The organism is Paenibacillus sp. FSL R5-0636, assembly GCF_037974255.1.
In the GTDB taxonomy this organism is placed as follows: domain Bacteria; phylum Bacillota; class Bacilli; order Paenibacillales; family Paenibacillaceae; genus Paenibacillus_AQ; species Paenibacillus_AQ odorifer.
The window spans coordinates 2,460,573-2,486,597 of sequence record NZ_CP150232.1 but is presented as its reverse complement, the minus strand read 5'-3'; the positions used below and the strand labels follow the sequence as shown (position 1 = coordinate 2,486,597).

The 26,025-nt window shown below is 44.7% G+C and carries 28 protein-coding genes and 1 tRNA gene; 8 read left to right on the top strand and 21 right to left on the bottom strand.

The window, feature by feature from the left end:
* Nucleotides 1–20: 20 nt before the first annotated feature.
* The gene (locus MKX34_RS10955) at nucleotides 21–764 is read right to left on the bottom strand and encodes an SDR family oxidoreductase (protein WP_076296916.1); all 744 of its coding nucleotides are present in this window, start codon (nucleotides 762–764) and stop codon (nucleotides 21–23) included.
* A 68-nt stretch (nucleotides 765–832) separates the two neighbouring features.
* On the opposite strand from MKX34_RS10955, the gene MKX34_RS10950 reads away from it, so the two are divergent.
* On the top strand, nucleotides 833–1,408 hold the full coding sequence (locus MKX34_RS10950; protein ID WP_143763744.1) for a hypothetical protein: 576 nt from the start codon (nucleotides 833–835) through the stop codon (nucleotides 1,406–1,408).
* A 24-nt stretch (nucleotides 1,409–1,432) separates the two neighbouring features.
* Here MKX34_RS10950 and MKX34_RS10945 read toward each other — a convergent pair whose 3' ends face one another.
* The 11 genes from MKX34_RS10945 to MKX34_RS10895 all read right to left on the bottom strand — a co-directional run bounded on the left by MKX34_RS10945 (nucleotide 1,433) and on the right by MKX34_RS10895 (nucleotide 9,983).
* Entirely contained in the window at nucleotides 1,433–2,023 is a 591-nt protein-coding gene (locus tag MKX34_RS10945) for a TetR family transcriptional regulator (RefSeq protein ID WP_076272631.1), read from the bottom strand.
* A 456-nt stretch (nucleotides 2,024–2,479) separates the two neighbouring features.
* Nucleotides 2,480–3,409 (bottom strand): alpha/beta hydrolase, encoded by a 930-nt coding sequence (locus MKX34_RS10940; protein ID WP_076296915.1) that lies wholly within the window; start codon nucleotides 3,407–3,409, stop codon nucleotides 2,480–2,482.
* Between the two features lie 68 nt (nucleotides 3,410–3,477).
* Nucleotides 3,478–3,885 carry a MerR family transcriptional regulator gene (locus MKX34_RS10935; RefSeq protein ID WP_076296914.1) on the bottom strand — a complete coding sequence of 136 codons (408 nt, stop codon included), beginning with the start codon at nucleotides 3,883–3,885 and terminating at the stop codon, nucleotides 3,478–3,480.
* A 176-nt stretch (nucleotides 3,886–4,061) separates the two neighbouring features.
* Nucleotides 4,062–4,505, bottom strand: coding sequence for a DinB family protein (locus MKX34_RS10930; protein ID WP_076296913.1), 444 nt, complete (start codon nucleotides 4,503–4,505; stop codon nucleotides 4,062–4,064).
* 3 nt (nucleotides 4,506–4,508) lie between these two features.
* Nucleotides 4,509–5,036, bottom strand: a complete 528-nt coding sequence (locus tag MKX34_RS10925; protein WP_076296912.1) for a pyridoxamine 5'-phosphate oxidase family protein — start codon at nucleotides 5,034–5,036, stop codon at nucleotides 4,509–4,511.
* Nucleotides 5,037–5,080: 44 nt separating this feature from the next.
* Nucleotides 5,081–5,860, bottom strand: coding sequence for an ABC transporter ATP-binding protein (locus MKX34_RS10920; protein ID WP_076296911.1), 780 nt, complete (start codon nucleotides 5,858–5,860; stop codon nucleotides 5,081–5,083).
* 1 nt (nucleotide 5,861) lies between these two features.
* Nucleotides 5,862–6,851: an iron ABC transporter permease gene (locus MKX34_RS10915; RefSeq protein ID WP_081383962.1), complete on the bottom strand. Its 990-nt coding sequence runs from the start codon at nucleotides 6,849–6,851 to the stop codon at nucleotides 5,862–5,864.
* A gap of 16 nt (nucleotides 6,852–6,867) precedes the next feature.
* Nucleotides 6,868–7,905 (bottom strand): ABC transporter substrate-binding protein, encoded by a 1,038-nt coding sequence (locus tag MKX34_RS10910; protein WP_081383961.1) that lies wholly within the window; start codon nucleotides 7,903–7,905, stop codon nucleotides 6,868–6,870.
* Between the two features lie 233 nt (nucleotides 7,906–8,138).
* Nucleotides 8,139–8,690: a GNAT family N-acetyltransferase gene (locus MKX34_RS10905; RefSeq protein ID WP_076296910.1), complete on the bottom strand. Its 552-nt coding sequence runs from the start codon at nucleotides 8,688–8,690 to the stop codon at nucleotides 8,139–8,141.
* Between the two features lie 25 nt (nucleotides 8,691–8,715).
* Nucleotides 8,716–9,417, bottom strand: coding sequence for a hypothetical protein (locus MKX34_RS10900; RefSeq protein ID WP_143763743.1), 702 nt, complete (start codon nucleotides 9,415–9,417; stop codon nucleotides 8,716–8,718).
* Between the two features lie 194 nt (nucleotides 9,418–9,611).
* Nucleotides 9,612–9,983 (bottom strand): hypothetical protein, encoded by a 372-nt coding sequence (locus tag MKX34_RS10895; RefSeq protein ID WP_051491616.1) that lies wholly within the window; start codon nucleotides 9,981–9,983, stop codon nucleotides 9,612–9,614.
* A 166-nt stretch (nucleotides 9,984–10,149) separates the two neighbouring features.
* Between MKX34_RS10895 and MKX34_RS10890 the strand changes: the two genes are divergently transcribed.
* Nucleotides 10,150–11,397 (top strand): S8 family peptidase, encoded by a 1,248-nt coding sequence (locus MKX34_RS10890; protein WP_076296908.1) that lies wholly within the window; start codon nucleotides 10,150–10,152, stop codon nucleotides 11,395–11,397.
* Here the strand turns inward: MKX34_RS10890 and MKX34_RS10885 are convergent.
* Entirely contained in the window at nucleotides 11,389–12,198 is an 810-nt protein-coding gene (locus MKX34_RS10885) for a class I SAM-dependent methyltransferase (RefSeq protein WP_036689424.1), read from the bottom strand. The genes MKX34_RS10890 and MKX34_RS10885 overlap by 9 nt on opposite strands.
* Nucleotides 12,199–12,398: 200 nt before the next feature.
* Here MKX34_RS10885 and MKX34_RS10880 point away from each other — a divergent pair, with 200 nt between their 5' ends.
* Genes MKX34_RS10880 through MKX34_RS10870 form a run of 3 tightly spaced genes read left to right on the top strand, consistent with a single transcriptional unit; the run spans nucleotide 12,399 to nucleotide 14,340 of the window.
* Nucleotides 12,399–12,770: a GntR family transcriptional regulator gene (locus MKX34_RS10880; protein WP_036689422.1), complete on the top strand. Its 372-nt coding sequence runs from the start codon at nucleotides 12,399–12,401 to the stop codon at nucleotides 12,768–12,770.
* Complete coding sequence (locus tag MKX34_RS10875) at nucleotides 12,767–13,657, top strand: ABC transporter ATP-binding protein (RefSeq protein WP_076296907.1); 891 nt, start codon at nucleotides 12,767–12,769, stop codon at nucleotides 13,655–13,657. Before MKX34_RS10880 ends, MKX34_RS10875 begins: the two co-directional genes overlap by 4 nt.
* Complete coding sequence (locus MKX34_RS10870) at nucleotides 13,657–14,340, top strand: hypothetical protein (RefSeq protein WP_036689417.1); 684 nt, start codon at nucleotides 13,657–13,659, stop codon at nucleotides 14,338–14,340. The genes MKX34_RS10875 and MKX34_RS10870 overlap by 1 nt, the downstream gene beginning before the upstream one ends.
* 934 nt (nucleotides 14,341–15,274) lie before the next feature.
* Here the strand turns inward: MKX34_RS10870 and MKX34_RS10865 are convergent.
* Nucleotides 15,275–15,358 (bottom strand) — tRNA-Leu (locus MKX34_RS10865).
* Nucleotides 15,359–15,540: 182 nt separating this feature from the next.
* Between MKX34_RS10865 and MKX34_RS10860 the strand changes: the two genes are divergently transcribed.
* Nucleotides 15,541–15,987 carry a hypothetical protein gene (locus tag MKX34_RS10860; RefSeq protein ID WP_051491615.1) on the top strand — a complete coding sequence of 149 codons (447 nt, stop codon included), beginning with the start codon at nucleotides 15,541–15,543 and terminating at the stop codon, nucleotides 15,985–15,987.
* A gap of 96 nt (nucleotides 15,988–16,083) precedes the next feature.
* Here MKX34_RS10860 and MKX34_RS10855 read toward each other — a convergent pair whose 3' ends face one another.
* From MKX34_RS10855 to MKX34_RS10845, 3 genes are all read right to left on the bottom strand, one after another.
* Nucleotides 16,084–16,302 carry a hypothetical protein gene (locus MKX34_RS10855; RefSeq protein WP_036689413.1) on the bottom strand — a complete coding sequence of 73 codons (219 nt, stop codon included), beginning with the start codon at nucleotides 16,300–16,302 and terminating at the stop codon, nucleotides 16,084–16,086.
* Nucleotides 16,303–16,417: 115 nt separating this feature from the next.
* A complete protein-coding gene (locus MKX34_RS10850; protein ID WP_036689410.1) occupies nucleotides 16,418–16,735 on the bottom strand; it encodes a hypothetical protein in 318 nt (105 codons plus the stop codon).
* Nucleotides 16,736–16,836: 101 nt separating this feature from the next.
* Nucleotides 16,837–17,409 carry a xanthine phosphoribosyltransferase gene (locus tag MKX34_RS10845; protein ID WP_036689401.1) on the bottom strand — a complete coding sequence of 191 codons (573 nt, stop codon included), beginning with the start codon at nucleotides 17,407–17,409 and terminating at the stop codon, nucleotides 16,837–16,839.
* A 196-nt stretch (nucleotides 17,410–17,605) separates the two neighbouring features.
* Here MKX34_RS10845 and MKX34_RS10840 point away from each other — a divergent pair, with 196 nt between their 5' ends.
* On the top strand, nucleotides 17,606–18,727 hold the full coding sequence (locus MKX34_RS10840) for a membrane protein (protein WP_038569894.1): 1,122 nt from the start codon (nucleotides 17,606–17,608) through the stop codon (nucleotides 18,725–18,727).
* Here MKX34_RS10840 and MKX34_RS10835 read toward each other — a convergent pair.
* From MKX34_RS10835 to MKX34_RS10820, 4 genes are read right to left on the bottom strand one after another with little or no spacing between them, the layout of a single operon-like run.
* Nucleotides 18,714–20,150 (bottom strand): hypothetical protein, encoded by a 1,437-nt coding sequence (locus MKX34_RS10835; RefSeq protein ID WP_339204959.1) that lies wholly within the window; start codon nucleotides 20,148–20,150, stop codon nucleotides 18,714–18,716. The genes MKX34_RS10840 and MKX34_RS10835 overlap by 14 nt on opposite strands.
* Entirely contained in the window at nucleotides 20,147–21,952 is a 1,806-nt protein-coding gene (locus MKX34_RS10830) for an AAA family ATPase (RefSeq protein WP_339204957.1), read from the bottom strand. Before MKX34_RS10830 ends, MKX34_RS10835 begins: the two co-directional genes overlap by 4 nt.
* Nucleotides 21,942–23,294, bottom strand: coding sequence for a DNA repair exonuclease (locus tag MKX34_RS10825; protein WP_076296385.1), 1,353 nt, complete (start codon nucleotides 23,292–23,294; stop codon nucleotides 21,942–21,944). The genes MKX34_RS10830 and MKX34_RS10825 overlap by 11 nt, the downstream gene beginning before the upstream one ends.
* 6 nt (nucleotides 23,295–23,300) lie before the next feature.
* Entirely contained in the window at nucleotides 23,301–24,437 is a 1,137-nt protein-coding gene (locus MKX34_RS10820; protein ID WP_036689393.1) for a glycosyltransferase family 4 protein, read from the bottom strand.
* 157 nt (nucleotides 24,438–24,594) lie between these two features.
* Here MKX34_RS10820 and MKX34_RS10815 point away from each other — a divergent pair, with 157 nt between their 5' ends.
* Nucleotides 24,595–25,995 carry an RsmB/NOP family class I SAM-dependent RNA methyltransferase gene (locus MKX34_RS10815; RefSeq protein WP_076296386.1) on the top strand — a complete coding sequence of 467 codons (1,401 nt, stop codon included), beginning with the start codon at nucleotides 24,595–24,597 and terminating at the stop codon, nucleotides 25,993–25,995.
* Nucleotides 25,996–26,025: the final 30 nt, after the last annotated feature.

Sequence of the window (26,025 nt, the reverse complement as noted above, 5' to 3'; positions counted from 1 at the left end):
AGATCCCTTTAGCCACCAGCTTAAATAAATCCACCATTCACACGGATCGTTTGCCCTGTAACCCACTGTGATTCCTTGCTGGCTAAGAACAACACAATGTTTGAGATATCCTCAGGCTCGCCTAAACGTCCAAAGGAATTCATATTTCCCACGGTCGCAATCTCTTCCGCTGATTTCCCTACGGTAAATAACTCCGTATTCACAGGTCCCGGTGAAACAGCATTGATAGTGATTCCTTTTCGTCCAAATTCTTTGGCCAGCTGACGAGTGATTTGTTCTACTGCTCCCTTAGTTCCTGCATAGACGCTGTAGGTCGGGAACATTTGACCCGTAACGGAAGTTGAAAAATTGATAATCCGTCCGTTATCATTCATATATTTAGCTGCTTGCTGGCAAGCAAAAAAGGTGCCTTTCACATTAATCGCAAACTGCTTGTCGAAATCCTCTTCTGTCATATTTAGAATCGGCTTCGTGATCATAATACCAGCGTTATTGACGAGAATGTCGAGTTGTCCATAGGCTTCTAGTGTGGTTTGGAATAACTGTTCAAGTTCTGCCACCTGGCTGATGTCTGCCCGAATAGCAACGGCCTCTCCACCCTTTTGCTTAATACCGGTTACGACTTCCTCGGCTTTGCCGGGGTTACTCGAATAGTTAACGACCACCTTCGCACCTTGTTGTGCCAAGTTCTCCGCAATCTCCCGGCCCATGCCTCTCGATGCACCTGTTACTAATGCTACTTTTCCAGCTAAATTGTGGTTCATATTTATTCCTCCTATTACTTTGTCCTTCTTGTTGGTCTGATTATAAATCGATCGATTACAAATTACAAGTGACATTTTTTAATATTTGTCATTCTAATTCGCTTTTCACATATTTTGCAACAGTCGCTCGATTCAGCCTAATCTACGGGATTTATACCGTTCATTCGCTGCTAGTCGCTCGATTCAGCCTAATCTACGGGATTTATACCGCTCATTCGCTGCAAGTCGCTCAATTCAGCCTAATCTACGGGATTTATACCGTTCATTCGCTGCAAGTCGCTCGATTCAGACTAATCTACGGGATTTATACCGTTCATCTGCTGCAACTCGCACAATTCAGCCTAATCTACGGGATTTATACCGCTCATTCGCTGCAAGTCGCTCGATTCAGCCTAATCTACGGGATTTATACCGTTCATCTGCTGTTAGTCGCTCGATTCAGCCTAATCTACGGGATTTATACCGCTCATTCGCTGCTAGTCGCTCGATTCAGCCTAATCTACGGGATTTATACCGTTCATCTGCTGCTAGTCGCTCGATTCAGACTAATCTACGGGATTTATACCGCTCATTCGCTGCAAGTCGCTCGATTCAGACTAATCTACGGGATTTATACCCCTATAAGACACAAAAAAACCTCCTGAACATCAGAAGGTTTTAATTAGATGCTACAAAGAAATCCCGGAAAGGAGCAAATCCCAAACAGAGGCGAAATCCTGATCAATCGTAGCCGACTGCCACTCTATAGCATGTGCTGGATGATGGTACCGCGAAGTAGCATTAAAAATTGCTCTAGCCGTTACCACTGGTTCCACCACTCTATACTCATTGGATTGTATGCCTTTTTCAATAATGCCTGCAATTTGCCCAATTAATTGATCTACGTGTAGGGTAATCATATCCACCGCTTCTAAAGTTACAGCTGCGTACATAGCAAACATTTCGGCATCATCCACAGCATAGGTGCGTTTACTACGAATCAGCGTGTCCATCCATAATCGGAGCTGCTCTTTGGCATTCCCATCAAAATGCTCTGAAATATTCTTTAAAGGCTCTGAAATATTATACTGCAACCATCTTTCGGTTACTGCTTCTCGCAAAGCAGATTTACTGGAAAAATGTCTATACAACGTACCATGACTTACTTTAAGCACCTTCGCTACATCAACAACAGAAGTCTTGTCCGGGCCAAAACGCCGGAGCACTTGTTCAGCCGCGTCCAAAATGTTTTCTTTTGATAATGGAAGATCATTCGACATATGTATTCCCCTCGCTCTATCTCTGGTGGTAATTATCATAGCATATCATGTTCAAAAACGAACTGACAATATTGCCACTTTGTCATTCGTTAAATCATTATCAGTATATACTCACACCCATTTAATAAACTTAGATACACGTCTGGTGTCTAATTCTCCGTAGCCCCCTTCCTACATGAATTCGGACTGAGGAGCCCTTATTTCCGAAAATCACCGTAATTCACCATGCTATCGGACTCAAATGCAGCTATCCACCCAAATCCCCACCTCTTCGGCGTTCTTATGTGCCAATAAGAGCTATGCAGTCCGAAAAGTTAGCCAAACACGCTAAATTGAGCAAATAGCTGCAATACGGTCCGTTACGATGAAGAAGCCCAGCATCTAGCAATCCACCTTCTGCGAACCTAACGATTTCGCCAAAAAAACCTCCTTGATCTCTCAAGAAGGCGGGCAACATCAGCTGCTTTTTTGCTCAATCCGATCTAGCCTCGTTCTAACAAACTTACCGACATTCGCGATCGCTTCCTGCGCCTCTGGCAGCATATAAGCTAAAAAGTGAAAGACGCTCCACATGTTCTCCCATATTTCCAGTTCTACATGAACATCCGCGGCTTGTGCTCGTTCAGCCAACCTCGTTGCATCGCTTAACAATACCTCGTGGTCGCCTACTTGAACAAGTAAATCAGGTAATCCCTGCAAATCCAACCTTAAAGGAGATAATATAGGAGCTAGTTCTGTCCGAGCACCTAGATAAACATCAATTATTCGTTTATTTCCTTCTATGCTGCCTGTTGGATCAAACTCCGCTCGACTCAGATACGATTCACCATCCAAATGGACGAGATCTGTATGCGGCGAGATTAAAAAAGCACCCGCCGGCAATTCCACACCCGCATCCCGTAAAGTAATCAACGTCATCAGCGCAAGGCTGGCTCCAACAGAATCCCCTCCAAGCACGACATTCCCGGCAGAATATCCATTCGCGAGCAGCCACAGATAAGCGTCTATACAATCTTCGTTAGCAGCCGGATAAGTAAATTCTGGTGCCAAGCGATACTCAATGATTAGGATTTTCTTACCACTAGCTTTTGCAATTCGTGTAACCAAATCTCGATAAAATTCACAAGTCCCAGAAATAAAACCCCCACCATGGAAATAAAGGATCACTTCATCAGCGGGTGGAGCAGATTTCACAGGAATAATCCACTCTCCACTTACGGGCCCAATCATGACCCGTTCGACGATAACATCCGTAGGAATGGGCATGTTCGCAGCCGTCGCGGCCATCTCCTGCCGTATTTGCCCGATAGACTTGCTATCCAATCGCTTGCTTTGTCGCAGATAATCTTTGATCGCTGCAAGCTGCTCTGTACTTGACTTTTCCATATCGTTAATCCCTCCTACAATTCTTTTCAACTCAGATTGTAAAGTCTGTAGGAGACTACAAGGTCAAGTTAAGAATCCATTTTTAGGATTTCGAGCGTGGACTGTACGCCTGGATGTTTATCTGTGGCTAACAAATTTTTTCTCAAATCTGCGAGGGCTGTTAGTTTTATTTCCTGTTTATCAATTTCGCCACGAACTCGATCCATTTTCTTATCCACAACAGTTACAAAATCATCTATGCTAATGCCGCTGCTTTCAGATTTAGTGAGTGCCTTCTTGATTTCCTTTAAAGTGAAACCACACAGTTTAGCATTATGTATAAAAACAAGTCGGCTAAGCACCTCATCCGAATAAAGACGATAACCAGCTTCTGAACGTAAGGGAGTGCTAATTAATCCGAGCTCTTCATAATACCTTAACGTCTCCATATTCACATTCGCCATTTTAGCAATTTGGCCTCGCAAGTATTCTGTCATAATCAGCGCCCCCTTATAATCCCCTACATTATACCAAATCCAGAGGCAGCAGAGGACATCAAAAGGACATCAAGGGACATCAAGGGACATCAAAAAAACGTCAACAAGTAACCAAGCTCCCTTTTAAAAACTCCTTATTTACGCACAAAAAAAACGACATTTCTGCCGTTTTCTCATCAATCATTTCCCAATTTACTCACTTCACTTCGGACTGCATTTTTCTGTATAAGAGAAATCTGTCCGGCATGAATGCCTGTATGATACATAAGCCTGCCTATCGCTTCAAGCGGTGTAGATGTGCCAAAAGCCGACTCCACACTCACATGCCACGCTTCTTCCGGAAATTCCTGCATCGCAGCAGTTAGATTCTCATTGGAAACAGTCAGCAGATCAACGAGTTCATTCAATGTAGAATATGCTGCCTTGTCGCCTAGAGGATTAGGTCTTGCAAAAAACCACTCTGCGAACATAAACTCAACTTCCGCATTATGCTGAATTAATCCCCCAATCGTAGAGTTCCCTAGCTTAAGGTTAAGATCCTCTTCCGGCAATGCCTTCACCATTTTATGAAATCGCGTTTGTACCGCTTGCCAGATTGGCAACACTAAAGTGAAAGTCATAGATTATTTGCTCCCTTGTACAGTGGCTTCTTCGTCTTTTTTCTTGTCGATCACCACATGATTGAACAGGTTCGCATCTACGTCGATGTCAAAGGCCAAGCCAAAACCAACAACATAACGCCCTTGGACAGGTGTCAATTCAAAAAGTGAAAAATCCAATCCACGCAGCAAATTCACCATTGCCGCCCCATGATCAGCATTAAACAATTCAAAGATCTCCTCATGCCCGTCATTCCCGATATTGCTTGCTGTGCAATTCCACCGCACACGTTCCGTTGCAAATTTATTATTCGTCGCAGACTCATCTGCAATTAGAAGCGCATCTACAAACTCATTATTTTCCATATATCTGTAATGTTCGGCGATCTTACTAATGTAAATATAAAGTTTGCCTTCATGCTTAACAAAAGGAGCATAGCTGATAAAAGGTTTTCCTTCGTCATCTATTAAGCTCAAAATCAGATTTTTACGATTCGCAATAAATTGCAAATAGTTTTCTTTATTTTTCTCTACATCTACAGGCTTCTTCATTATAATATCCCTCCATTAATAGGTTATGTAATCTAGCCACGAATCTAGCGAACGGTACTTAGCAAATGAATACGAGGTTTCGTCTCTGCAGGAACATATTGAACTTCGGCATCCATTCGGTATATATTCCGGATCATTTCGGTTGTCATAACTTCATTTGGTGCCCCATACATCGCTTTTTCACCCGCCTGCACCACAACAATACTGTCACTATAGGTAGAGGCTTGATTGAGGTCATGCAACACCATCACGACGGTCATCCCCATGTCTTGATTTAGCTCACGTACTAGCTCAAGAACTTCATGCTGATGCGAAATATCCAAGTAAGTGGTCGGTTCGTCAAGCAACATAACCAAAGGGCGCTGCGCCAAGGCCATAGCAATCCAAGCACGCTGTGATTCACCACCGGATAACGAGGAAACTGCTCGATCCTTATAATCCTTTAAATGTGTCTTTTCCAGTGCCCAGTGGACAATCTCCATATCCTCATGATTTAATTTTTCGAACCATTTTTTATGAGGATACCTTCCATAGGAGACGAGATCGATCACGGTCATATCATTAGGCGCTTGGTTCTTCTGGCTCAGCATGCACATTTTTCGAGCCACTTGTTTGGCAGTCATGGACTTTAGATCCGTACCATCGAGTGTGACCGCACCCGTATGATATGGAATTAATCGTGATACCGCCTTAAGTAATGTAGATTTACCTGAACCGTTTGGTCCTATAATCGAGACGATTTCACCCTTTTTTACGGAAAAAGAGAAGTTGTTAATAATGTTTTTCTGCTCATACCGAATCGAAATAGAGTCGACAGTAAACATGTTAGAACGCCTTCTTTCTCATCAGGTATAGAAAATATGGTCCACCGATCACCGCCATAAGGATACCCGCAGGAATATCTAAAGGTGCAAATAAGGTACGTCCACCTGTATCTGCTATCAACAATACCAATGCTCCAAGTCCCATACTCATCGGCAAAAGAAATTTATAGTCTGAACCCACCAACAATCGAGCCATATGTGGCACAACAAGTCCAACAAAGCCAATCATCCCTATAGCCGCTACAGAGATAGCCGCTAGAAATACTGCCAGCAAGGAAAGTAGAATACGAATTCGATCCACATTTTCACCTAAATTCGAAGCCACCTGATCGCCTAAACGTATAATATTCGCCTTGCGGATCGCGAAAAAGGATAAGATCCAGCCTGCAATGGCATACGGGAAAACCATCATCAAGGCATTGTTCCCTTTTGCAGCCAAACTGCCGTTCAACCATTGGACTGCTGCCGGAAGTCTGTCGCTGTACATGATGGTCAGGAGTCCTATTAATCCCCCGCAAAGAGCATTCACAGCAACTCCTGATAAAATAATAGTGATCGGCGAAATGCCGGTTCTTCTCCACGCTAATGCATATACAATCCCTGCAGCGATTAGTCCACCAACAAAAGCCGCAATTGGAATAAACTCCGTATATTGTGGTGCTGCAAGCATAATGACAAGCACACATGCAGCCGCCCCACTCGTTACACCGGTCAATCCTGGATCAGCAAGTGGGTTGCCCATCACAGCTTGCAGCAGAGCGCCTGAAACCGCGATATTTGCCCCAATGATCATCGCCAGTAATACACGCGGCAAACGAATATCCCATATGATGGTGGCATTCACCGCTTTTGCCGCTGACCCAAAGATTGTGCTTAGGATGTCTGGTATGGGGATGTATACTGAGCCTAGTCCAATCGCAATTATGGCGGCAACGAGCGCAAGTGCTAACGTTACAATAACAATAATTCTGCTACGAGATATATTTATCACTTGCTGTCTCCTTTAATTATTCATAGAAGTATTTTGCAATTTCGGTTAAGGCTGTCTCGGCGTTAAGGATCGAAGTAACACCGAATACGCTGTAATCTAGAATGTTGATTTTGTTATTTGCATAAGCTGAGAGCTTTGTCCAAGTTTCATTTTTCTCTATTTCTTTTTTGAACTTATCCTCTGTCGCTCCGTGGTCGCCTGAAGCGAGTACAAGAATGATGTCTGGATCAGCGGCTACAATGTTCTCCATATTAATAGGTGAGTAAGTGTCAGTAACTTGCAATACAGTAGTTGCGATGTTATCAGCACCAAGCTTTTTCACCAAGCTACCTAAATAAGATTTCTCACTCATGACCATAAAAGAATCCGCGGTTCCGATTACGAGCAGCACGCTTGGCAGCTCTTTGCCTTCGGCTAATTGACTCAGCTCATTTTCTTTGTCCAAAATCTTAGTTAAAGCAGCATTCATTTCATCTTTTTTATTAAAATAAGTGCCTAAAACTTTGAGGCTAAGCTTTAAATCCTCGAATGATTCTGTTCTCAAATATGCTTTTTGTAGGTCGATTCCTTCTAGCGATTTGTCTAATGTGCTGCGAAGTGATTCCGCTCCCAGCAGCAAGTCTGGTTCAAGTTTTGTCACTACTTCCAGATCCGGTGCCATAGGAGATCCAATACGATCAATTGTTTCGAAATCAGCAGGGATTGGATTCGTTGAAGTAGGTACACCTACCGGTGTTATGCCGAGCAAATAAAGCATTTCTGTTAACGGTACAGAAGTTGTTACAATACGCTCCGGTACTGTAGAAGGGAATTGGCTTAAGGCTTCTTTGAACAACGTTTCATCCACACCATCATTCTCCAGACTGTACACCTTGCCGGCAGCTTCCGCTGTATTCGCTACTTCTGTTGTATTTGCTGCATTCGCTTCTTTCGATTCATTAGCAGTTGTATTCGTTACTGCTTCATTTTTTCGATTGTCCGTTGTATTAGTAGACGAACAAGCAGTCATTGCAGTAACCGCTGCAACAACCAGGAGTACTAATAATTTTTTCAAAATCTATCCCTCCGAATATGTATATTTATACGTTTCATGTAGTGATAATGATTTTCATTTTCACTAATCGCTTCCTATGATAATCGTTATCAATGAGAAGTGTCAAGAATTTTATTTTAATTTTAAACAAGAAGGAATTTCAGTATTGTCCGTTGAAGCGGACTAGCATTTCTAATAAAAAAAGCCACGCCCAATGGGCGTGACTTCAAATAGTGGTGTATGAAATCCAAGCGTTAGTCAGTAGCTCCCGTATTTAAAATCCCATAATGAATAAGGTCTACAAACTCATTTTCTTTATAAATATGCTGTAACAAAACGCCTTCTTTCAGCATGCCAGATTTTTGCATAACCCGTCCCGAACCAGGATTTGTAGCAAAGAATCTGGCATACACTTTGTGATAATGTTTTTCTGTAAAAGCAAAATTAATGACCGCTTTTGTTGCTTCTGTAGCATATCCATTACCCCAGTGTTCCTCACCTATCCAATATCCAAGCTCGCCGTTTCTGTGTGTCCGGTTATTTCTCAGTCCTATAGCACCATACAGCTCGTTTGTATTTTTATCAGTAATAGCGAATTCATATGAATTATCATTATTGAACTCATCTTCATGTGTTTCAATCCATGATAACGCACATTCAATGGGGTATGGATAAGGTAGAGTTAATGTACTTTTGTAAACATTATAATTATTGCAGAGCTCACTGACACGCTGTGCATCAGACAATGCAAAAGGTCTTAAAATCAATCTTTCAGTAGTAATTGTTCTCTTCTCTGGATTGTACAATGGTATCCCCCCGTTAAACTAAATATTATAAAACGAATACAAGCCAGATAAACAGAAAACTTGGCCACCACTGCTTACCCGCTTTCACAAACAGCCAGCCAAACACCAAAGAAAAAGCAGTAATATACAAGCCGCTTTGCAGACCATGTGTCAAATGACCTAATCCCCAAGTCAGCATTAAACCTATTCCGCCATAAGGAAGAGAAGGATTCTTAAACCATACTTCTCCTGCAGACTGCATTAGCGCAACCAATAGTACAACTAGTACAGCTTCCACAATGTAATATATGTTTTGAACCAAGGCAACCCATATGCCCATAAAACCATGTTCTAACTTGAAGTTTTCATATTCTCTATAAATCTGTGGAATGCTCTCCCCATTAATCCAAAATTCCAACACAGCGAACAAAAAGCTTGACATAAAAGCTACAATTAACAAAGAAATGACCTTAGAACTCCAACGCAAAGATATTACCTTTTCAATCAACTTCCTCTTCCTGAACCAAAGTAGAAATATCATAGCTCCAACTGTCCACAATATGGTGACTATGCTCCAATGAACAACTAGTACGTACCAAGGGCTGACAAAAAAGTCGTCTATATTAAACAAATCCCCCCATAACCATTGATCTAATCCCATGATGAACATATCCATTCCTAACATTAAAAATACAAGCAGTCCTAATAAAAAATATTGAATACCTGATATATTCCCTTTTTCTTTCACGAAACCTCTCACCCGCCCCATATCCATTTTTGTACTATATTCCCAAAAATACGATGCTGAAAGTATGGCATCCCCCCATTCTGTTTGTCTGTAACAAATCACTCACTTGAATCAAAGTTAGAAAAATACATAAAAAACAGCACGCATCGATATAAAATCGACACATGCTGTTTACTTGACCTGGCTTGTCCAAACTAGAATCTAGCCACAAAAAATTCGCGGTCTGCGGGAACGTTAAAACTTCTTATAGTAGCTCCACTCTCATCTCTTAAAGTGAGAAGATAAGGTACTGATGTTAAGGTACTAATTGTTGGGAATCTAACTACACCAAATTCGTCAAAATCAGCAGTTACCGTTGTAGTTCCAGCTCTCAATGAAGCTGACCACCCCGTAGTATCTTTAGGTGTACCCGTTGCATTTGTACCAATAGCAACAACAATAAATCTATCCAGAGTCTGTCTAATTCTACGTTTCTTTCTCGTAGGAGCTGCTTTCGCTTTTTTAGCCGCGAGAACTTTGCTAGCCATAACTGCTTTCTTGTTAACTGGTTTTTTAATAATTGCCATTTACTTCACCACTTTCTTTTTAGGATACGTTAGTAAATGCAAGAATCGTAATGTTTGACCTCTCTTTCACCTACAAATCTGAAAATGTGTTAAATCCTAGTTTCATAGTTTCGTGTCCACTAGCTCTGCAGTGCATATAATACCTTCAAGAGGTGATTCATTACTAATGAACGGTCAAAAATGGCTAGAGCAATATCATTCGAAAATGCACCATTCTTTGAGAAAAAGAGTTCAACGTTCCTATCTTCCAGCACATAAAGCAAATTCCATTCCAGTTATCATTAAATTCAAACAAAAAATAACTACAGCCCAGCTACAGTCTTTACAAAACCATTTAAAATCCCACGACCTTCCGATCAGACATCATCTTCACCTGCTCAATTCGATATCATCCAAAGTTTCAAAGAACTGCCTGAACCGGATGTGCCACTGGGATGGTATCGAAAAAATTTATTTGGATCAAGTCAAAAAAACATCCCTTAATATAGCGACACCATCCATTGGTTCCACAGCTGCCCAAAAGAAAAAGCGGCTTACCGGAAAAGGGATTAATATTGCTATTCTTGATACAGGGGTGTATCGGCACCCTGACCTGTTTCGCCCTGTTAACCGCATAGTTGCTTTTAAAGATTTTATCAATCATAGAAAACAGCCCTATGACGATAACGGCCATGGAACTCATATCGCAGGGGATGCAGCAGGCAACGGTTGGATGAGTAAAGGAAAATACAAAAGCCCTGCTCCAGAGGCAGGGATAGTAGGTGTCAAAGTACTCGATAAAAATGGCGATGGATATGATTCCACAATCATTAAAGGAATTGAATGGTGTATTGCGAATCGGAGAAGACTTAATCTTCGTATTCTTTCGATGTCATTCGGAGGTAAGGTGAATCTTCCTTGTTCAGATGATCCACTCTGCCAAGCTGTAGAAAAAGCAATTAAAGCCGGACTGAACGTTGTAATAGCAGCTGGAAACAGCGGACCGGGACGCAGTACGATCGAATCTCCAGGGATTAGTCCTTCAGCAATTACTGTCGGTGCAGTGGATGACCGTCGCACGCTCACGCAAGCGGACGACCGAATCACTTGGTTCTCCAGTCGTGGACCCGCACCGGGAGGAAGGAAGAAACCGGATCTCGTTGCTCCAGGCGAAACGATCATCTCCCTTCGTGCCCCACGATCCAAGCTGGATCGCGAGCTTCCTTATTTGCGGATAGCTAAAGATTACTTTGTGCTGTCCGGTACCAGTGTCTCAACACCTATCGTCTCGGGTGTGATCGCGCAACTACTCCAGAGGAACCCTTCTCTTACGCCTAAGCAAGTAAAATCCATACTAAAAAAGAACACATTTCGCCTTAAACTAAGTCCTAACACAGCAGGATGCGGTGAGATCAATGCGCGATTCTTATCGTAAATCCGCTTCTTTTTTAAAGGCAGTAATGATTGAAACCGACAATTCCTCTGTAAATATACCTGTAGGCTCTATTTCTAATAAAGCTGATTTCATATCATCTTCAAAACGTTCTAAGTTATCTCTAAATAATCGCTTAGAGGCATAAGACGTAGAATACAAATTTCCTAGAATAGAATCAACAGTCCAAGTGATGGAATAACTCGATAACACCTGTCTTTCAACATCTGTAAAACTGGATCGCTTTACAACATCCTCATGTCTTTCTTGTGGATGTCTATATGTACTGTTCCCGGCTATTCTTTCGTCACCCAACCAGCGTTTCACTACTTCATCTACCTTTTGTTGCCAAGGTAACGGTTCTTGTTGTTCATTAAAAGTATCAATTACAGCAATACCGCCGTTATCATCTAAACTGTGATAGAGAATTTCAAGAATGGATTCTCGGTCCATCCAGTGAAACGCCTTAGCCATCATGATGAGACGAAAGGAACCCCAGTCATTGGATAGTTCTTCCGCTCTCCCCTGTTGCCAGCTAACATTCTCAACCCTGTTGTACTTTGATAACAGCTTTGCTTCTTCTAGCATCTCTAGTTCAGTATCTACGCCAACAATTTTTTCGAACCAATCCGTAAACCTTTGCGCTAACTGCCCAGTACCACAACCTAAGTCCAGCAACCGGCCCTCTCCGTTAAGTGAGAATTTGTTCACTAGATATCGAATCAGTGAGGACGGATATAGCGGGCGATATCTGGTGTAATAGCTTGCAGTATCTTTGAACAGATCCGGACCATAATCATTCATAGCTGAACTCCCCCTTCTTTTTTACCAAGGACAAAATCATAGCATTTATGTAATGCAAATAAAAGGCTATCCAGAGCATTCTGGGCAGCCTTTATTTATGTGGATACAGCCCAAAACAATTAAAAAATATTGACAATTAACTTCGTTGCATATATGGTTAATTACATAACTAACTAACCAATGGAGTTGGCGGTGAATACATGGGAAACTTAATGGATGATACACGACCGATATTTATGCAGATCGCCGAACGAATAGAAAATGACATCATCGAAGAAACACTGCTGGAGGAGTCACAAGTTCCTTCGACAAATCAGTTTGCTGTTTTCTACCAGATCAATCCGGCTACGGCTGCGAAAGGTGTGAATTTGCTTGTGGATCAAGGGATATTGTACAAAAAACGAGGAATCGGTATGTTTGTAGCTTCTGGAGCGCGTGCAGTATTGATGGAGAAGAGAAAAGAACAATTCTATGAACAGTATGTAGTAACCATGATCCGTGAAGCTGAAAAATTAGGAATTACGTTGGATCAATTAACAATTATGATTCAGAGGGGAGACAACAAGTCATGAATGAAGTCGTTGAAATCAAAGGATTGACTAAGTCATACGGAAATGTCACTGCCATCCATGAACTCAGTTTTTCTTTGGAGAAAAATAAGATATACGGGCTACTCGGCAGAAACGGTGCAGGAAAAACCACAATAATGCATATGATCACAGCTCAGCTTTTCCCTACAAGTGGTGTCCTGAACGTATTTGGTGAACATCCGTACGAGAATAACCGGGTTCTCAGGCAGATTTGCTTCATTAAGGAAAGCCAAAGGTATCCGGACACGTACCGAATCATCGATGTACTGGAGGTATCCGAATTATTTTTCCCAAACTTTGATCGGGAATATGCTCACTCTTTAATCAAGGATTTCAATCTGCCATTAAAAAGAAGAATAAAAAAGCTGTCCCGAGGTATGCTCTCGGCTGTAGGAATTGTAGTAGGTCTAGCCAGCCGTGCTCCGCTTACCATTTTTGACGAACCCTATTTAGGTCTTGATGCAGTAGCTAGAAGCCTGTTTTACGATCGCCTAATTGAAGATTATGCTGAAAATCCACGTACGGTTGTTTTGTCCACCCATTTGATCGATGAAGTAAGTCAGCTTTTAGAGCATGTTATCGTCATCGACAACGGCAAGCTAATAATTAACGAAGATGCTGAAACCCTTCGCGGGCAAGCTGTTACGGTAATCGGCGCGACAGCGAAGATCGAAGATTTTATCGACGGCAAACAAGTCATCTCCCGCGAGTCTTTTGGCGGTTTGCTTACGGCCACCATTTTCGGTTTCAACGCGAATGATCAAGCACATGCTGAAAAGTTAGGCTTAGAAATCTCACCTGTATCTTTACAGCAATTAATTGTTCATCTCACAAATAAAAAATCTCTAGGAAAGGAAGTGACCGTGTAATGAATCCTACGGCAGGTATGTTAAAAATGCATTTCAGAGATAAGTGGTTATGGTTGTATACGCCTTGGGTAATCTTGTTATCCAGCTTCTTGGTAAATGTCATCGTCGCTTCTTTCATCCAAGAACCAATCTATACCGGCGGTCTCGTCTCTATCTTCATTTATATGTTAATTACCGGTATACTCATTTTGGTGCAGACCTTCCCTTTTGCTCTGGGCTTAAGCCAACGAAGAACGGATTATTTCATAGGCACTTCCTTAATGGCTATTATAACTAGCGCCACCTACTCAATTCTCCTCTACCTGCTCGCAATCATTGAAAGCAAGCTTACGGGTGGCTGGGGTTTGGAACTACATTATTTTCATTTGCCCTTTTTAAATGATGGTAATGCCATGGAACAGCTGTGGATGTATTTTGTGCTCTTTCTTAATATGTTTTTTCTGGGGCTAATGATATCCAGCATCTTCCGGAGATTTGGCCGAAGCGGTTTGTTCATTTTCTCAGGGGTTACGTTTATCCTGTGCAGTCTCGGCGTATTGTTAATGACCTATAATCAGTGGTGGGTAGACCTCTTTAACTGGTTTGCTGGATATACCGCATTTGAACTTGCCTTGTGGTCCATGCCTCTGACAGTCGTGTACGCTCTTTTATCGTTTTTGATGCTGCGTAGAGCAACCGTGTAATTCATTATCCCATAAAAAACAGGTGTGTCCCAATAGCCATGCAATGGTTGCTGGGTGCACCTGTTTTTTTTCGGGTCTTAGACTTTGATCTAGACAACAAACTTCATTGGATTCGAGCATAGTTGCGCGCGCGAAGTTGCTATGGGACTCAGCGGGTTAAGTAGCGTAGAAGCAAAATTCAGTGTCGCTATTGCGGATAGCGAAGGACCAAAACACAGATTAGTATTTCGCCAATCTGCGCGTACGAAGGCGCTATCGGACTCAGCGGGGCGAGTAGCTTAAAGTAGAACGTAGTGCCTCTATTGCAGATAGCGAAGGACCAAAACACAGATTAGTATTTCCCAATCTGCGCGTACGAAGATGCTATCGGACTCAGCTGACCTTATTCGCAGCTTTAGAGCACATTTAGATTCCTATCGGACCCCACAGTCGCTATCGGCATAAAAAACGCCAAATTCGATCCTTTTCCTATGCGATAGCTGCACTGGGGTCCGATACTTTGCTCAAAAGGTGATAAATGAGCAAATAACGTCAGCTGGGTCCGTAAGCCTTAGGTGATGATGATTCCGCGGGGTGAGTAGCTTAGAAGTAAAACACAAATTAGTATTTCTCCAATCTGCGCGTACGAAGATGCTATCGGACTCAGCTGACCTTATTCGCAGCTTTAGAGCACATTTAGATTCCTATCGGACCCCACAGTCGCTATTGGCATAAAAAACGCCAAATTCGATCCTTTTTCCATGCAATAGCTGCACTGGGGTCCGATACTATGCTCAAAAAGCGATAAATGAGCAAATAGCTTCATCTGGGTCCGTAAGCCTCAGGAGATGTTTCTTAAAGATTTCTTTCGCTTAAGCACTACCGTCTGCTGAAAAACACAAAAAAAAGGATTATAAAACTGCTACTGGAGCAGTTCTATAATCCTTCTTAGCTATGCGGTCAAGAGGACTCGAACCTCCACGATATTGCTACCACTGGCACCTGAAGCCAGCGCGTCTGCCAATTCCGCCATGACCGCGTATTATAATGACTCGCTTATTGCGGTCACAAGATAGATCATACCACGCTGAGAATCCAACGTCAATATATTTCCGTCATTTTCTTATCATTCATTAATTTATGGATAATTATTGCTTTTGTTGCCGAATATAAGGTATAATGAGAACAAAAGTTCGCATAATATAAATGAGGTGATTTATAATGGCGACTACGAAGCTAAACACATCCATTATTGATGAAGAAGTAACTAAAGAAGAACTGTCCCTGGTCAGAAGCTATTTGCTGCTAACGTTTATTCATAAAGTTTTCGAACGCGACTGCCGTGTAATCAGTAGAAGCGGCCTGTTTAAGACCCCTCAGCTATATATGGAGCTCGTATCTGGTGCCACTAAGAAGACGTCACTAATGCTTCAAGAGGTTACGCGCGAGCTGAGCTCCCATGATTTGAAGATTACTACCGTTCGCCAAGATCAGCGAGGAGTCGAAGCATTATATTCCTGCAGAGGATTTCAAGGAGAGATGAATATATTATGGCCAGGCTTCCGTAGAGAAATGATGCTGCGCATGCGCGCGTATCTTGGACTGTCCACAGAACTCTCCATACTCTCCAGAGAAGAGAATGCGTCTGAACTTGCTCTAACTATATAGTCCCAAATGACATTACAGAAATAGCTCCCGCCCAGTAGGGCGAGGAGCTGTTTTGTATTATGAAGATTATTACTGCGGATATTATTACTGTAAAAATTATATATTATCCGGATCTTGTCTTGGTTCACTAAATGGCTGGAATAAATAATTGCGATCCAGCTTCACTACTCGTCTATTCTGACGACGTATCATCACCTGAGAATCATCCCATGCAAGAACTATCCCTTTTACGTCGTTACTTTCCAAGCCATCGCGCACTACACGAATTTTCTCACCGGAAATCCGGTAAGCATCCAATTGCTCATCGCTAATCATCATTAATCCCTCCTGTCATAGCTTGTCCTATTTAGTCTCAGAAAAAAGACCCAAATGATAAATCATCTGGGTCTCATGTAGGCAATTAACGACTTGCATGTCTACTAAAGCATTCTTATATCAGCGCTTCATTCTTCTCAAACCAGAAGTCAAGAACTTTAGCGGACATCACACGTTGCTCCAGATACTCCACTTGGTTAGTAGTGAATTTTTCCCTCCAAGGAAAGGATAACTCTTCACACAAACCTTTGATTGTCAGAAGCTCTGACCAGGCTACATAGCGTTTGTACCAAAAAAACTGAGGATGTTCAATCATATAGGGATACAGATCGTCGAATTCCGTGTGTTTGCAGTCCAGCGCACGCTCGAAATGATCCTTGGCCTCGGTTAATTTATCAATAAAAAATTGTTCAGTCACCGGTTCTTTCCCCATTGTGACGCCTCCTCCCTATGTCTAATTTTTATTATAAAGGAAAATCCATAGGGTGAAAAGCAGTTGTTTAAAAAATAGGCCTGTTCTTATTGCCAATTAGGTTATTCCCCAAATTCGATGGTGCCTCCATTTAGAGAGGTAATTCTTATGAGTGACTCCAGACGAATGCCTTGCTCTCTGATCGTCCGAGCCCCTGCCTGAAAGCTTTTTTCAACTACAACACCAAGACCAACTAGCTCAGCGCCAGAACGTTGAATGATCTTAATCAACCCACGCGCTGCATCACCATTGGCAATAATATCATCGATAAAGAGGATTTTATCCTCTGGAGAGATAAATTGGCGAGACAACATAATATCAGTAACGATACCTTTTGTAAAAGACGGAACTCTTTCGCAAAGCGCATCTGGATCAGCTAACAGAGTTTTTTTGCGGCGTGCAAAAACTAGCGGCACCTTTAATTCATACGCGGTGGCAAATGCCACGGCAATGCCCGAGGATTCAACGGTCACAATACGTGTAATTCCTGAGTCCGCAAACCTCCCGGCAAACTCCCGTCCCATTTCCATCGTAAGCTGTGGATCAACCTGATGATTTAGCAGTGCATCCAGCTTCAGCACTTCATCCGAAACGACGACACCTTCTTCCAAAATCCGCTGTTTCAACACTTCCATGACTTTGAACCTCCAATACCCTTTATAATCGCAGACATTCCGTACAAATTAATCACTGATCATAAAGCAATTACGACGGAAGTCATGTCCTACTGATCCTCATCATAACCTGTACTATACAGAGTACACAAGGTTATCCTGCATAGCACTCGTTATGATTTTTCTTTAGCTTCGTAAAACTATTAGGAGGGGAGCCATGAAATCACATGTCCGAACATTACAGATCGCTTTCACTTATATTGGCACCATTGTAGGAGCCGGATTCGCCACCGGACAGGAAATATTAAAATTTTTCACACGTTACGGGCACTGGGCAGTCCTGACCATCCTGCTCTCAACTATATTGTTCATATGGCTGGGTACAAAAATGATGGTCATTGCTCGGCGAATAGAAGCGGAATCCTATGAAGACTTTAACCGCCACCTCTTCGGGGAACAGGTCGGAAGCACCATCAGTTTGTTCACGATGGTCGTCCTGATCGGAGTAAACAGTATTATGCTTGCAGGGGCCGGCGCTATTTTTCAGGAGCATCTCGGACTTCATTATCAGACTGGACTAATTATCACGTTGCTTGGTTCATACTTTCTGCTAAAACGAGGGATTTCCGGTATTCTGCAAATGAACAGTATTGTTGTACCTTTAATGCTTACTCTGTCACTTATCATTATTTTTAATACTTTTCAAATTCCGGGAGCTGGACGGTTCCTGTTCCTTGATAACGATCGCTCTCTCTTTGGAGCATGGATGTCACCGCTGCTCTACACCGCCTTTAATTTAGGGATGGCACAAGCTGTTTTAGTCCCTATGGCTCGTCACACAGAGGAAGAAAAATCCCTTGTATGGGGCGGTATTATTGGGGGTACCGGGATTGGTTTTATGTTGATCGCCGCACATTTCGCAATGAGCTCACAGATGCCAGGGATTCTCAAATTTGAAATTCCGATGGGCAGCATCGCCGTCCGGTTGGGTACTGTAGTGCAAACTATATATCTCCTACTGATCTTTTTGGAGATCTTCAGCACTTTTGTGGCCGATATTTATGGAGTAGCTGTACAGCTTAAGCAACGGCTTCCCCTATCAACTGCACTAATCACACCACTTCTGATGTTGGTCTGCTATTTACTGAGCCAGTTTGGCTTTAGTTCACTGCTCTCCGTGTTCTACCCAATCTTCGGAGGTTTATCATTGGTCTGGGCTGTCAAGCTGCTGCGCACGCCATGGTCCTCTCCACCAGGTAGTAATACTTCATCGAACTCAAAGGAGAAGGGGAACAGTCTCGTATCCGTAAAACCAATCACCCGAACTACACGGAAATAACCGCTGCTGTAGGAATCATACGTGCTGCCGCTTCCGCCACATACTTGTGACAGGTCATCATCACAATCTGGCGGGAGATCGACAGTTCTCCAAGAAGTCCAAGCGCAGCATGAAGACGAGACTCATCAAAGTTAACGAAGAGATCATCGAATAACAGCGGCAGCGATACTTGCCGTGACATGGTCTCTGCCAATGCCAGCCGGATGGCAAGATACAGCTGTTCTGCCGTCCCTCGGCTGAGCAGTCCGCTGTCTAGTAATCCCCCATTCTTATGTTCAGCTTTCAGCTCTTTGTGCCCTAGTGTCATAACAACCCTTTTATATTCCCCTTCCGTCAGCTTGGAGAAATAAATTGAGGCAAGCAGTAATACCTGTGGCTGCTTCTCCTGCTCATACACACGACGAGTTCGCCCGATTAGTTCGGCAGTTATCGCTGCCACTGCATATTTATCAGCCACGATCCGCAAGGCTGCTCTCTGCTCTTCCAGTTGCTGAATAACGGAATCCTCCACGCAGCGCTCCTTCAGATACTCCCTTTCCTGAAGCAGCTTGCCTCGCTGCTCCAGCAGGGTGTTCCAACCCTCTTCCTGCCGTTCCATCAACTCTTCAGCCAATGACCGCTTCAGCTGCAATGCTTCCGCATCATGATGATTTAATAATTCCAGCAGAGCAGTAACCCGCTCCTCCTCCCAACCACCGAACATAACAAGCTCCCACTGGCGAATCGATTTATTCAGATCACTGCGCCGCTGCACAGCTGCTGACCTGCGTAAGAAGTCTTCTCCACCAGTCGCCCCGCCTTCTTGTATCAGAAGCTCACGCTGTTCTCTCAGCTCACCTAATATCCTGTGGCTCTCCTTGAGTTCTTCATCCACATCTTGCAATCTTGACTGCATAGTTTCCCGGCGAATCAAGTCCTTTTTCAGATCATCCCACGCTCTTTTTCGCAGTTCCAGCCAGCTTAGTAAGGATAACGCAGATATTCGTTTCCCCTCTTGCGGATCTATTTCAAAGCCAGCTGCCGCTACACCAGACTCGTCGCCAAGATCAGCACCCGACTCATAGATAAGTGTGAGCAGCTCCTCCTCAAACATGTTACATTCTGCTTCCAGCTCCTTCAATCGTAAGGAGAGTTTATTCTCTTGGCGCAGCAGCTCATTCCCTTGTTCAACCATAGCAAAAATATCCGGCAGCCCTTCAGGGGATAACCCTTCAGGCAGCCTGCGTTGGCGAAGCCATTCTTCATATTGCTCAGCAGTTTCCGTAAATGCCGCCTCCGCCCGGTGCATTTCTTCAGCGAGCAGCTTCTCTTGGCCTGCCAGTGTCTCCAGCTCCGTGCGGCAGGCATCACGCTCCGCGGCATAGCGTTCGATGCGCTGCCGCCAAGCTGACCAAGCCTCCATGAGCCTGCGAAGCTCCCTCATGGAGGCCTCCAGCCCGCCTGCGTCAGGGCTGGACCCCGGGGCGGCCGTCCGCCGCCCCGGCACAACGCTCTCCGGCTCCGCCCCGGAGAGCAGCTGCCCCGCAGCCGCAGCATCTCGGCTGCGGCTGCGCTGACGTCCCCGCCATGCTCTGGCGGGGACGCTTCCGGCCGGCGCGCTCCGCGCAAGCCGGCCCAAAGGGCCAGATCGGCCGCACACAGCAGGCCGATCGCAAGCACGGCGCTGGCTGGCGGAGCACCGGTCAGCCACAGCGCTGCGGGGAGCAGCACGGTTAGTGCTGCCCCAGCCCACAGCAGGCGCCGGTAGAGCGCGGCCATGCGCTTCGCGCCAAGGCCGTCACTTCCGGCGCCGCGCGCTGGCCCTTCGCTGAGCTGCGCTTCGCGCCAGCGTTCGGCCGCCTGCTGCAGCTCGTCCCACAGCTGCAGCACTTCACGGGCGCTGCGCGGAGCCAGCTGCGCAAAAGATTCCGCGCCGGTAGCATGCTCACGCGCCAGCGCCCGTTCTGCCGCTTGGAGCGACGCTGAGGCAGCGGCCAAACGGGATCGCAACGACTGCCGCGTTGCACCCTCCGCCTCCATGCGGCGGTCATAACTAGCGAACGCCGCCGCAAACTTCCGTGCAGCTTCACGATCTGCCGCTGCACCGGAGAATGAAGTCAGCTCTGCAGGGCCCCAGCTCACATCAATGCCGCGCAGAATTCGCCGCAAATGCTCATTCAGCGCCGTTAATTCTCCCTCAAGCCGCTGTCTTTCCGTTCTACGGTTCTCATAACTGCTCCGATGCCGGTCCAGCCGCTCCAAAGCAGGCCCCTGCGCTGCTAATACTTCGTCTGGAGGGTTCTTTGCCAGTTCAATAGTAAGCTCGCTTAGAAGACGTTCATAACGTACTACTGATCCCTGTGCATTACGAATTTCTCCTTCAAATGCCTGAAAGCGAGTTGCCCCTTCTTCAGGAAAGGCTAAAATCAATGGCAATCCTTGCAGCTCTAGCTGAGCCTCGCTCCACTTTAACCACAGCTCACGGACTTCCTGTGCTTTTCGAAACATCACTAGCTGCTCTCCAGTGAGCTTACGCTGTTGCTCCAATTCATCTAGCTCCGACTCCGTTGCCCTCAATGCCACTATATTATCGTTATATCGCGGGAGATAAGAACGGCTCTCAACCATTTGGCGCTCAAGCTTTTCAATGGCTTGCACAACTTTTGCTGCTTCTTGCAGCTTGCCACGAGGTTTGTACAGCTTCTCAGCTTCCTGCACCAAACGGCGTTCCGCACGCATGATTGCACCTCCACCGCCCATACCTGCATGAAAAAGAAAGCTGCTCATCTCCTCAGATTGAAGGGCAGCAAGCTCCTGCAGCTCGTCCAGTGAAACTGCGAACAATTGCTGGAACATACTCCTAGAGATCCCCCCAAGTAAATGTCGTTCCATTTCAGCTTGTCCTAGCTCTTGAGTCGTTTCATTTGGATGATTTACTGTAATGTTCAGCTTTTCATTTCTTCCTGATCCCTCAGCACCTGAAGCAAAACGGCGAATGGTCCACAAACCATCATTACAGTCACGTATCTTCAGGGTCCCCCCATGCAATCCACCTTGCATAGGTTCATACCTTTCCAAGGGATTTCCACGGCTTGGAATTCCAAACAGCATAGAGCGTATGAATTGCAGTGTCGTACTTTTTCCTGCTTCATTACGCCCATAAAGTACGGTCACTCCCTGCGTTAAATGAATCTCTCGATTGTGAAGAAGCCCGAAGCCATTGATATGCAAATGTTCAATTTTCATCGTTTTGCCCTCCGGCTTGTTGATACGAAAGACTTTCCGCCGCTTCAACAGTATCATCCATCCCACCAAGCATCGTGATTCCCTGCTCTGCTGCACCACGTAGCCAGCTCAACTTCTCTTCTTGACTAGTCATAGACAACAGCTTACGCAGCTCCTGATTCTCCAATAGCGGTTTAAGCGCACTATTTAATAGTTCTTCGAGCGCTTCCGGAGAATGTTCCGTATGCTCTGCAATGCGCAGCATTTCTCCAAGAAAACTATCTTCTTCCAATAAGCGTTGGCGATCAATAGCTAAGCCGGACTCGATGGCGAACCCTTCGGTCCAGACAAGCCCTTTGTAATCTTTACGCTCAGCCCTAATCGCCTCACGGCGCTGGAGTTCTGACAGCAGATCCTCTGCCGCCCCTTTTTCAGCCAATACTTTATGTACGTCCCCTCGTCCAAATAGACGAAATCTGACCACCGACATGAGCTCCGGGAGCTCCGCGCGGATGTCTTCAATAACTTGCTCCACTTTCTGTATCCATTCTGCTTCATTGCTTAACCCTTCTATAGATAGGTCTCTAACCTGCCAGCGAACGAAATCCAGTTCATGAAATTGCAGAGCGGATCTTCCAGCCTCATCTACATTCACAATATAACAGCCTTTAGCACCGGTTTCCTTAATGCTGCGCCCTTGTATATTGCCTGGATACACAATCACAGGCTTCTCATGCAGTACACTCCGTTTATGAATATGTCCAAGCGCCCAATAATCAAAACCCCGTTCGATAAGGTCCCTGCGACTGCAAGGAGAATAGGTCTCATGCAGCAAATCACCGTCTACATTGCCATGCAGCATCGCAATATGAAACAGGCGGCTGCCAGGTTTACGAGAAAAGGTTACAGCTGTGTTGTTCGTCACTTTCGCCGTTGGATAAGAGATTCCACTAACGATGGCAACTTCTTGGCCATCTATACGGCGGTAAGCTGTAGCGTGTTCTGGCTTCTCTCCGCCAAATACGGTAACATGCTTTGGCATTTCCGTTGTCAGACGCAGTCCGTCAAGCGGATCGTGGTTGCCATGAATCAGGAACACGTTAATCCCGTGCTCACCGAGTTCTTTGAGCGCTTCCTGAAATCGCAGCTGTCCCTGTAATGAAGCATCTGAAACATCGTACACATCTCCACTAATAACAATAAAATCAACATTCTCTTGGATCGCAACGCGGACAAGCCGCCCGAGGGCGGCAAAGGTAGACTCACGTAAATAAGCACGAATGGCTGGCGAAATATGCGCCAGCCCGACAAAACGGCTATCCAGATGTAAATCAGCAGTATGCAGAAAGCGAAATGGAATCATAGCTGCTCACCCTTTCGTTCCTGAGGGATACTGTAAATAGGTTTTTTTAAGTTCATTAGCAACTCGTGTCAACGAATATAGGCTTTTGGCTTTATCCCATGCGGAACGTGAAAGCTCATAACGATAAGCCGGATCAGATATCACCTTCTCTAATGCGTCAGCAAGAGCAATCTCATCGTCAGGACTGACCAATAAACCATTCACACCATCTTCAATCTGCTCCGGTATTCCGCCCACATTTGTCCCCACTAAAGCCAGGCAGCTAAGTGCCGCTTCCGCAAACACTGAACCGAACGCCTCCGCCCGAGAGGGCAATACGAAAATATCAAAAAATGGCATGAATTCTTCAGGGTGCAGCGTATATCCGTAAAAAATCGTTTCATTATAGATCCCTAAATGTTGGGCCATCTTTTCCAGATCCGCACGTGAAGGACCATCGCCAATAATATGCAGTACATACTCATGGCCGCGATTTTTAAGCTCCGCGCAAGCTTTGAGTAATATATCTATTCCTTTAGCCGGAACCAGACGTGTCACGGTCACTAGCTGCGGAATAGCATTATCATGCGGAACAGGCTTAAATCTTTTTTCATCAAAACCATTCGGAATAACACCTATATTAGAAGGATCAATAATATAAGGGGCCACATAATCTGCAAAAGATCGCGACACCGTCATTAATCGATCACTAACATGCTCAAGCTCACGATAAAGTGAGACTAGAAAACGATGCTCCAAGCCATCCTCGGAAATCGCTCCATTTAGAATCAATTCCCGCTCGTAACTGGAATGCAGGGTATGAATTAACGGAGTATCAGGGAACACTTTTTTCATTGCTAAGCCCGCAATCGGATGATGAGAATGAATAAGATCATAGGGCTTACTCATCCGCAGTTTAGTCCACCATAAATAATCACGATAGGTCTGAATATATTTCTGAACGATCGGACTTTCTCCATACTGCGTCCAATCAAACGTCTCGAATATTACTTCCTCATGCCCCTTATTGCGAATCCGCTTAGGCAGCCAAAACAAATCCATCTCCCAACGGCTTGAACGGAATCTTTCCTGAAGATAAGGGATCATAGATGATACACCACCGGGTTGCTCCGGCGGGAAGAAGAGCGCTTGCAGCAAATTCATATGGTACATCCCCTTTACAATTGCCCTGTGTACTGTAAGACTTGGCAATTATGATATAGTTGAATATATGTAGAATTTCAGGTACGATTACGTTCCCCATACCTTGATTTTATCGGTATAAACATGAAACAGCAACTAAGAAAAAGGAGAATGAGCTATGAAGGAAGAACAGCTGCCTGCCTCTTACACCGCATCTATTAAAGAAATGCTGGGGCAAGAGGCAGATGCTTTTCTAGAAAGTTATTCAGCACCACGAACTCAAGGACTGCGCTTTAATCCGCTAAAAAGCACCTCAGCCATAGGCCAAGTTGCGGTGGACCGTACAGTCTCACAATTTAATTTGAAACCTATCCCATGGTGCCAGGGCGGGTTTTATTATGATGAGCCCACTCGACCAGGCAGACATCCTTACCATGCCGCTGGACTATATTATATTCAGGAGCCTTCCGCAATGTCCGCAGCTGAACTGCTGGCACCTGAACCCGGTGAAACCGTCCTCGATCTTGCAGCAGCCCCTGGAGGTAAAACTACGCATATCGCTGGTTTAATGCAGGGACAAGGCCTCTTAATCTCTAATGAGATTCATCCGGAACGTGCAAAAATTCTAGCAGAGAACGTTGAACGTCTGGGCATTAAGAATACCCTCGTAACCTGTGCAACACCAGAACAGCTATCTGCGCGTTTCCCGCAAGCTTTTGACCGAATTATGCTGGATGCTCCTTGTTCTGGAGAAGGCATGTTCCGAAAAGATCCAAAAGCCATTCAAGAGTGGTCTCCTGCTCATGTAGTTATGTGCGCAGCGAGACAATGGGATATCCTGCAAGACGCCTACATTATGCTTAAACCAGGGGGTATTTTAGCCTACTCTACCTGCACCTTTAACCGTCAAGAGAATGAAGAAACCATTGCTCGATTGACGGCTAGTTACCCCGATATGGAACTACTCACCTGCAAACGCCTTTGGCCGCATTTAGAAAAGGGCGAAGGTCACTTTGTAGCACTCCTGCGTAAGCAAATTGACACTGCATCCGTGAATGATGATGCCAACCGCAACGCCAAAAAACGCCGAAGTAAAAACAACCCAAAAACTAATTCTTCTGTACGCGATGCCTACCAGCTTTTTCAAGACTGGGCTGCGGTAGAACTGCCTGGTCTTTCATGCCAAGGTGTGCCACTGCTCTTCGGCGAATCCCTTTATTTGCTGCCAGAATCCTTTAATGGCAATCTCCATACCGGGCTACTGGACGGACTGCGTATTCCACGAGCTGGACTACATATCGCCCATTTGAAGAAAAATCGGATTGAACCTGCTCATGCATTAGCTATGGCACTACAGCCCATACAAGCTTCACGAAGCTTTGATCTCAGCAGTGATGGCCCGGAAATACATGCTTGGCTACTTGGTGAAAGCCTGCCTGTCCCCAGCGAATTACATGGATGGACACTTGTAACTTTAGATGGTTTGCCGATTAGTTGGGGCAAAGCGAGTTTAGGGCAGCTTAAAAATCATCTTCCTAAAGGATTACGTATCCTAAAAGCCCATATTGACGAGCAATAGGCCATAGACCAGTACAACAGGCCCTCTTCG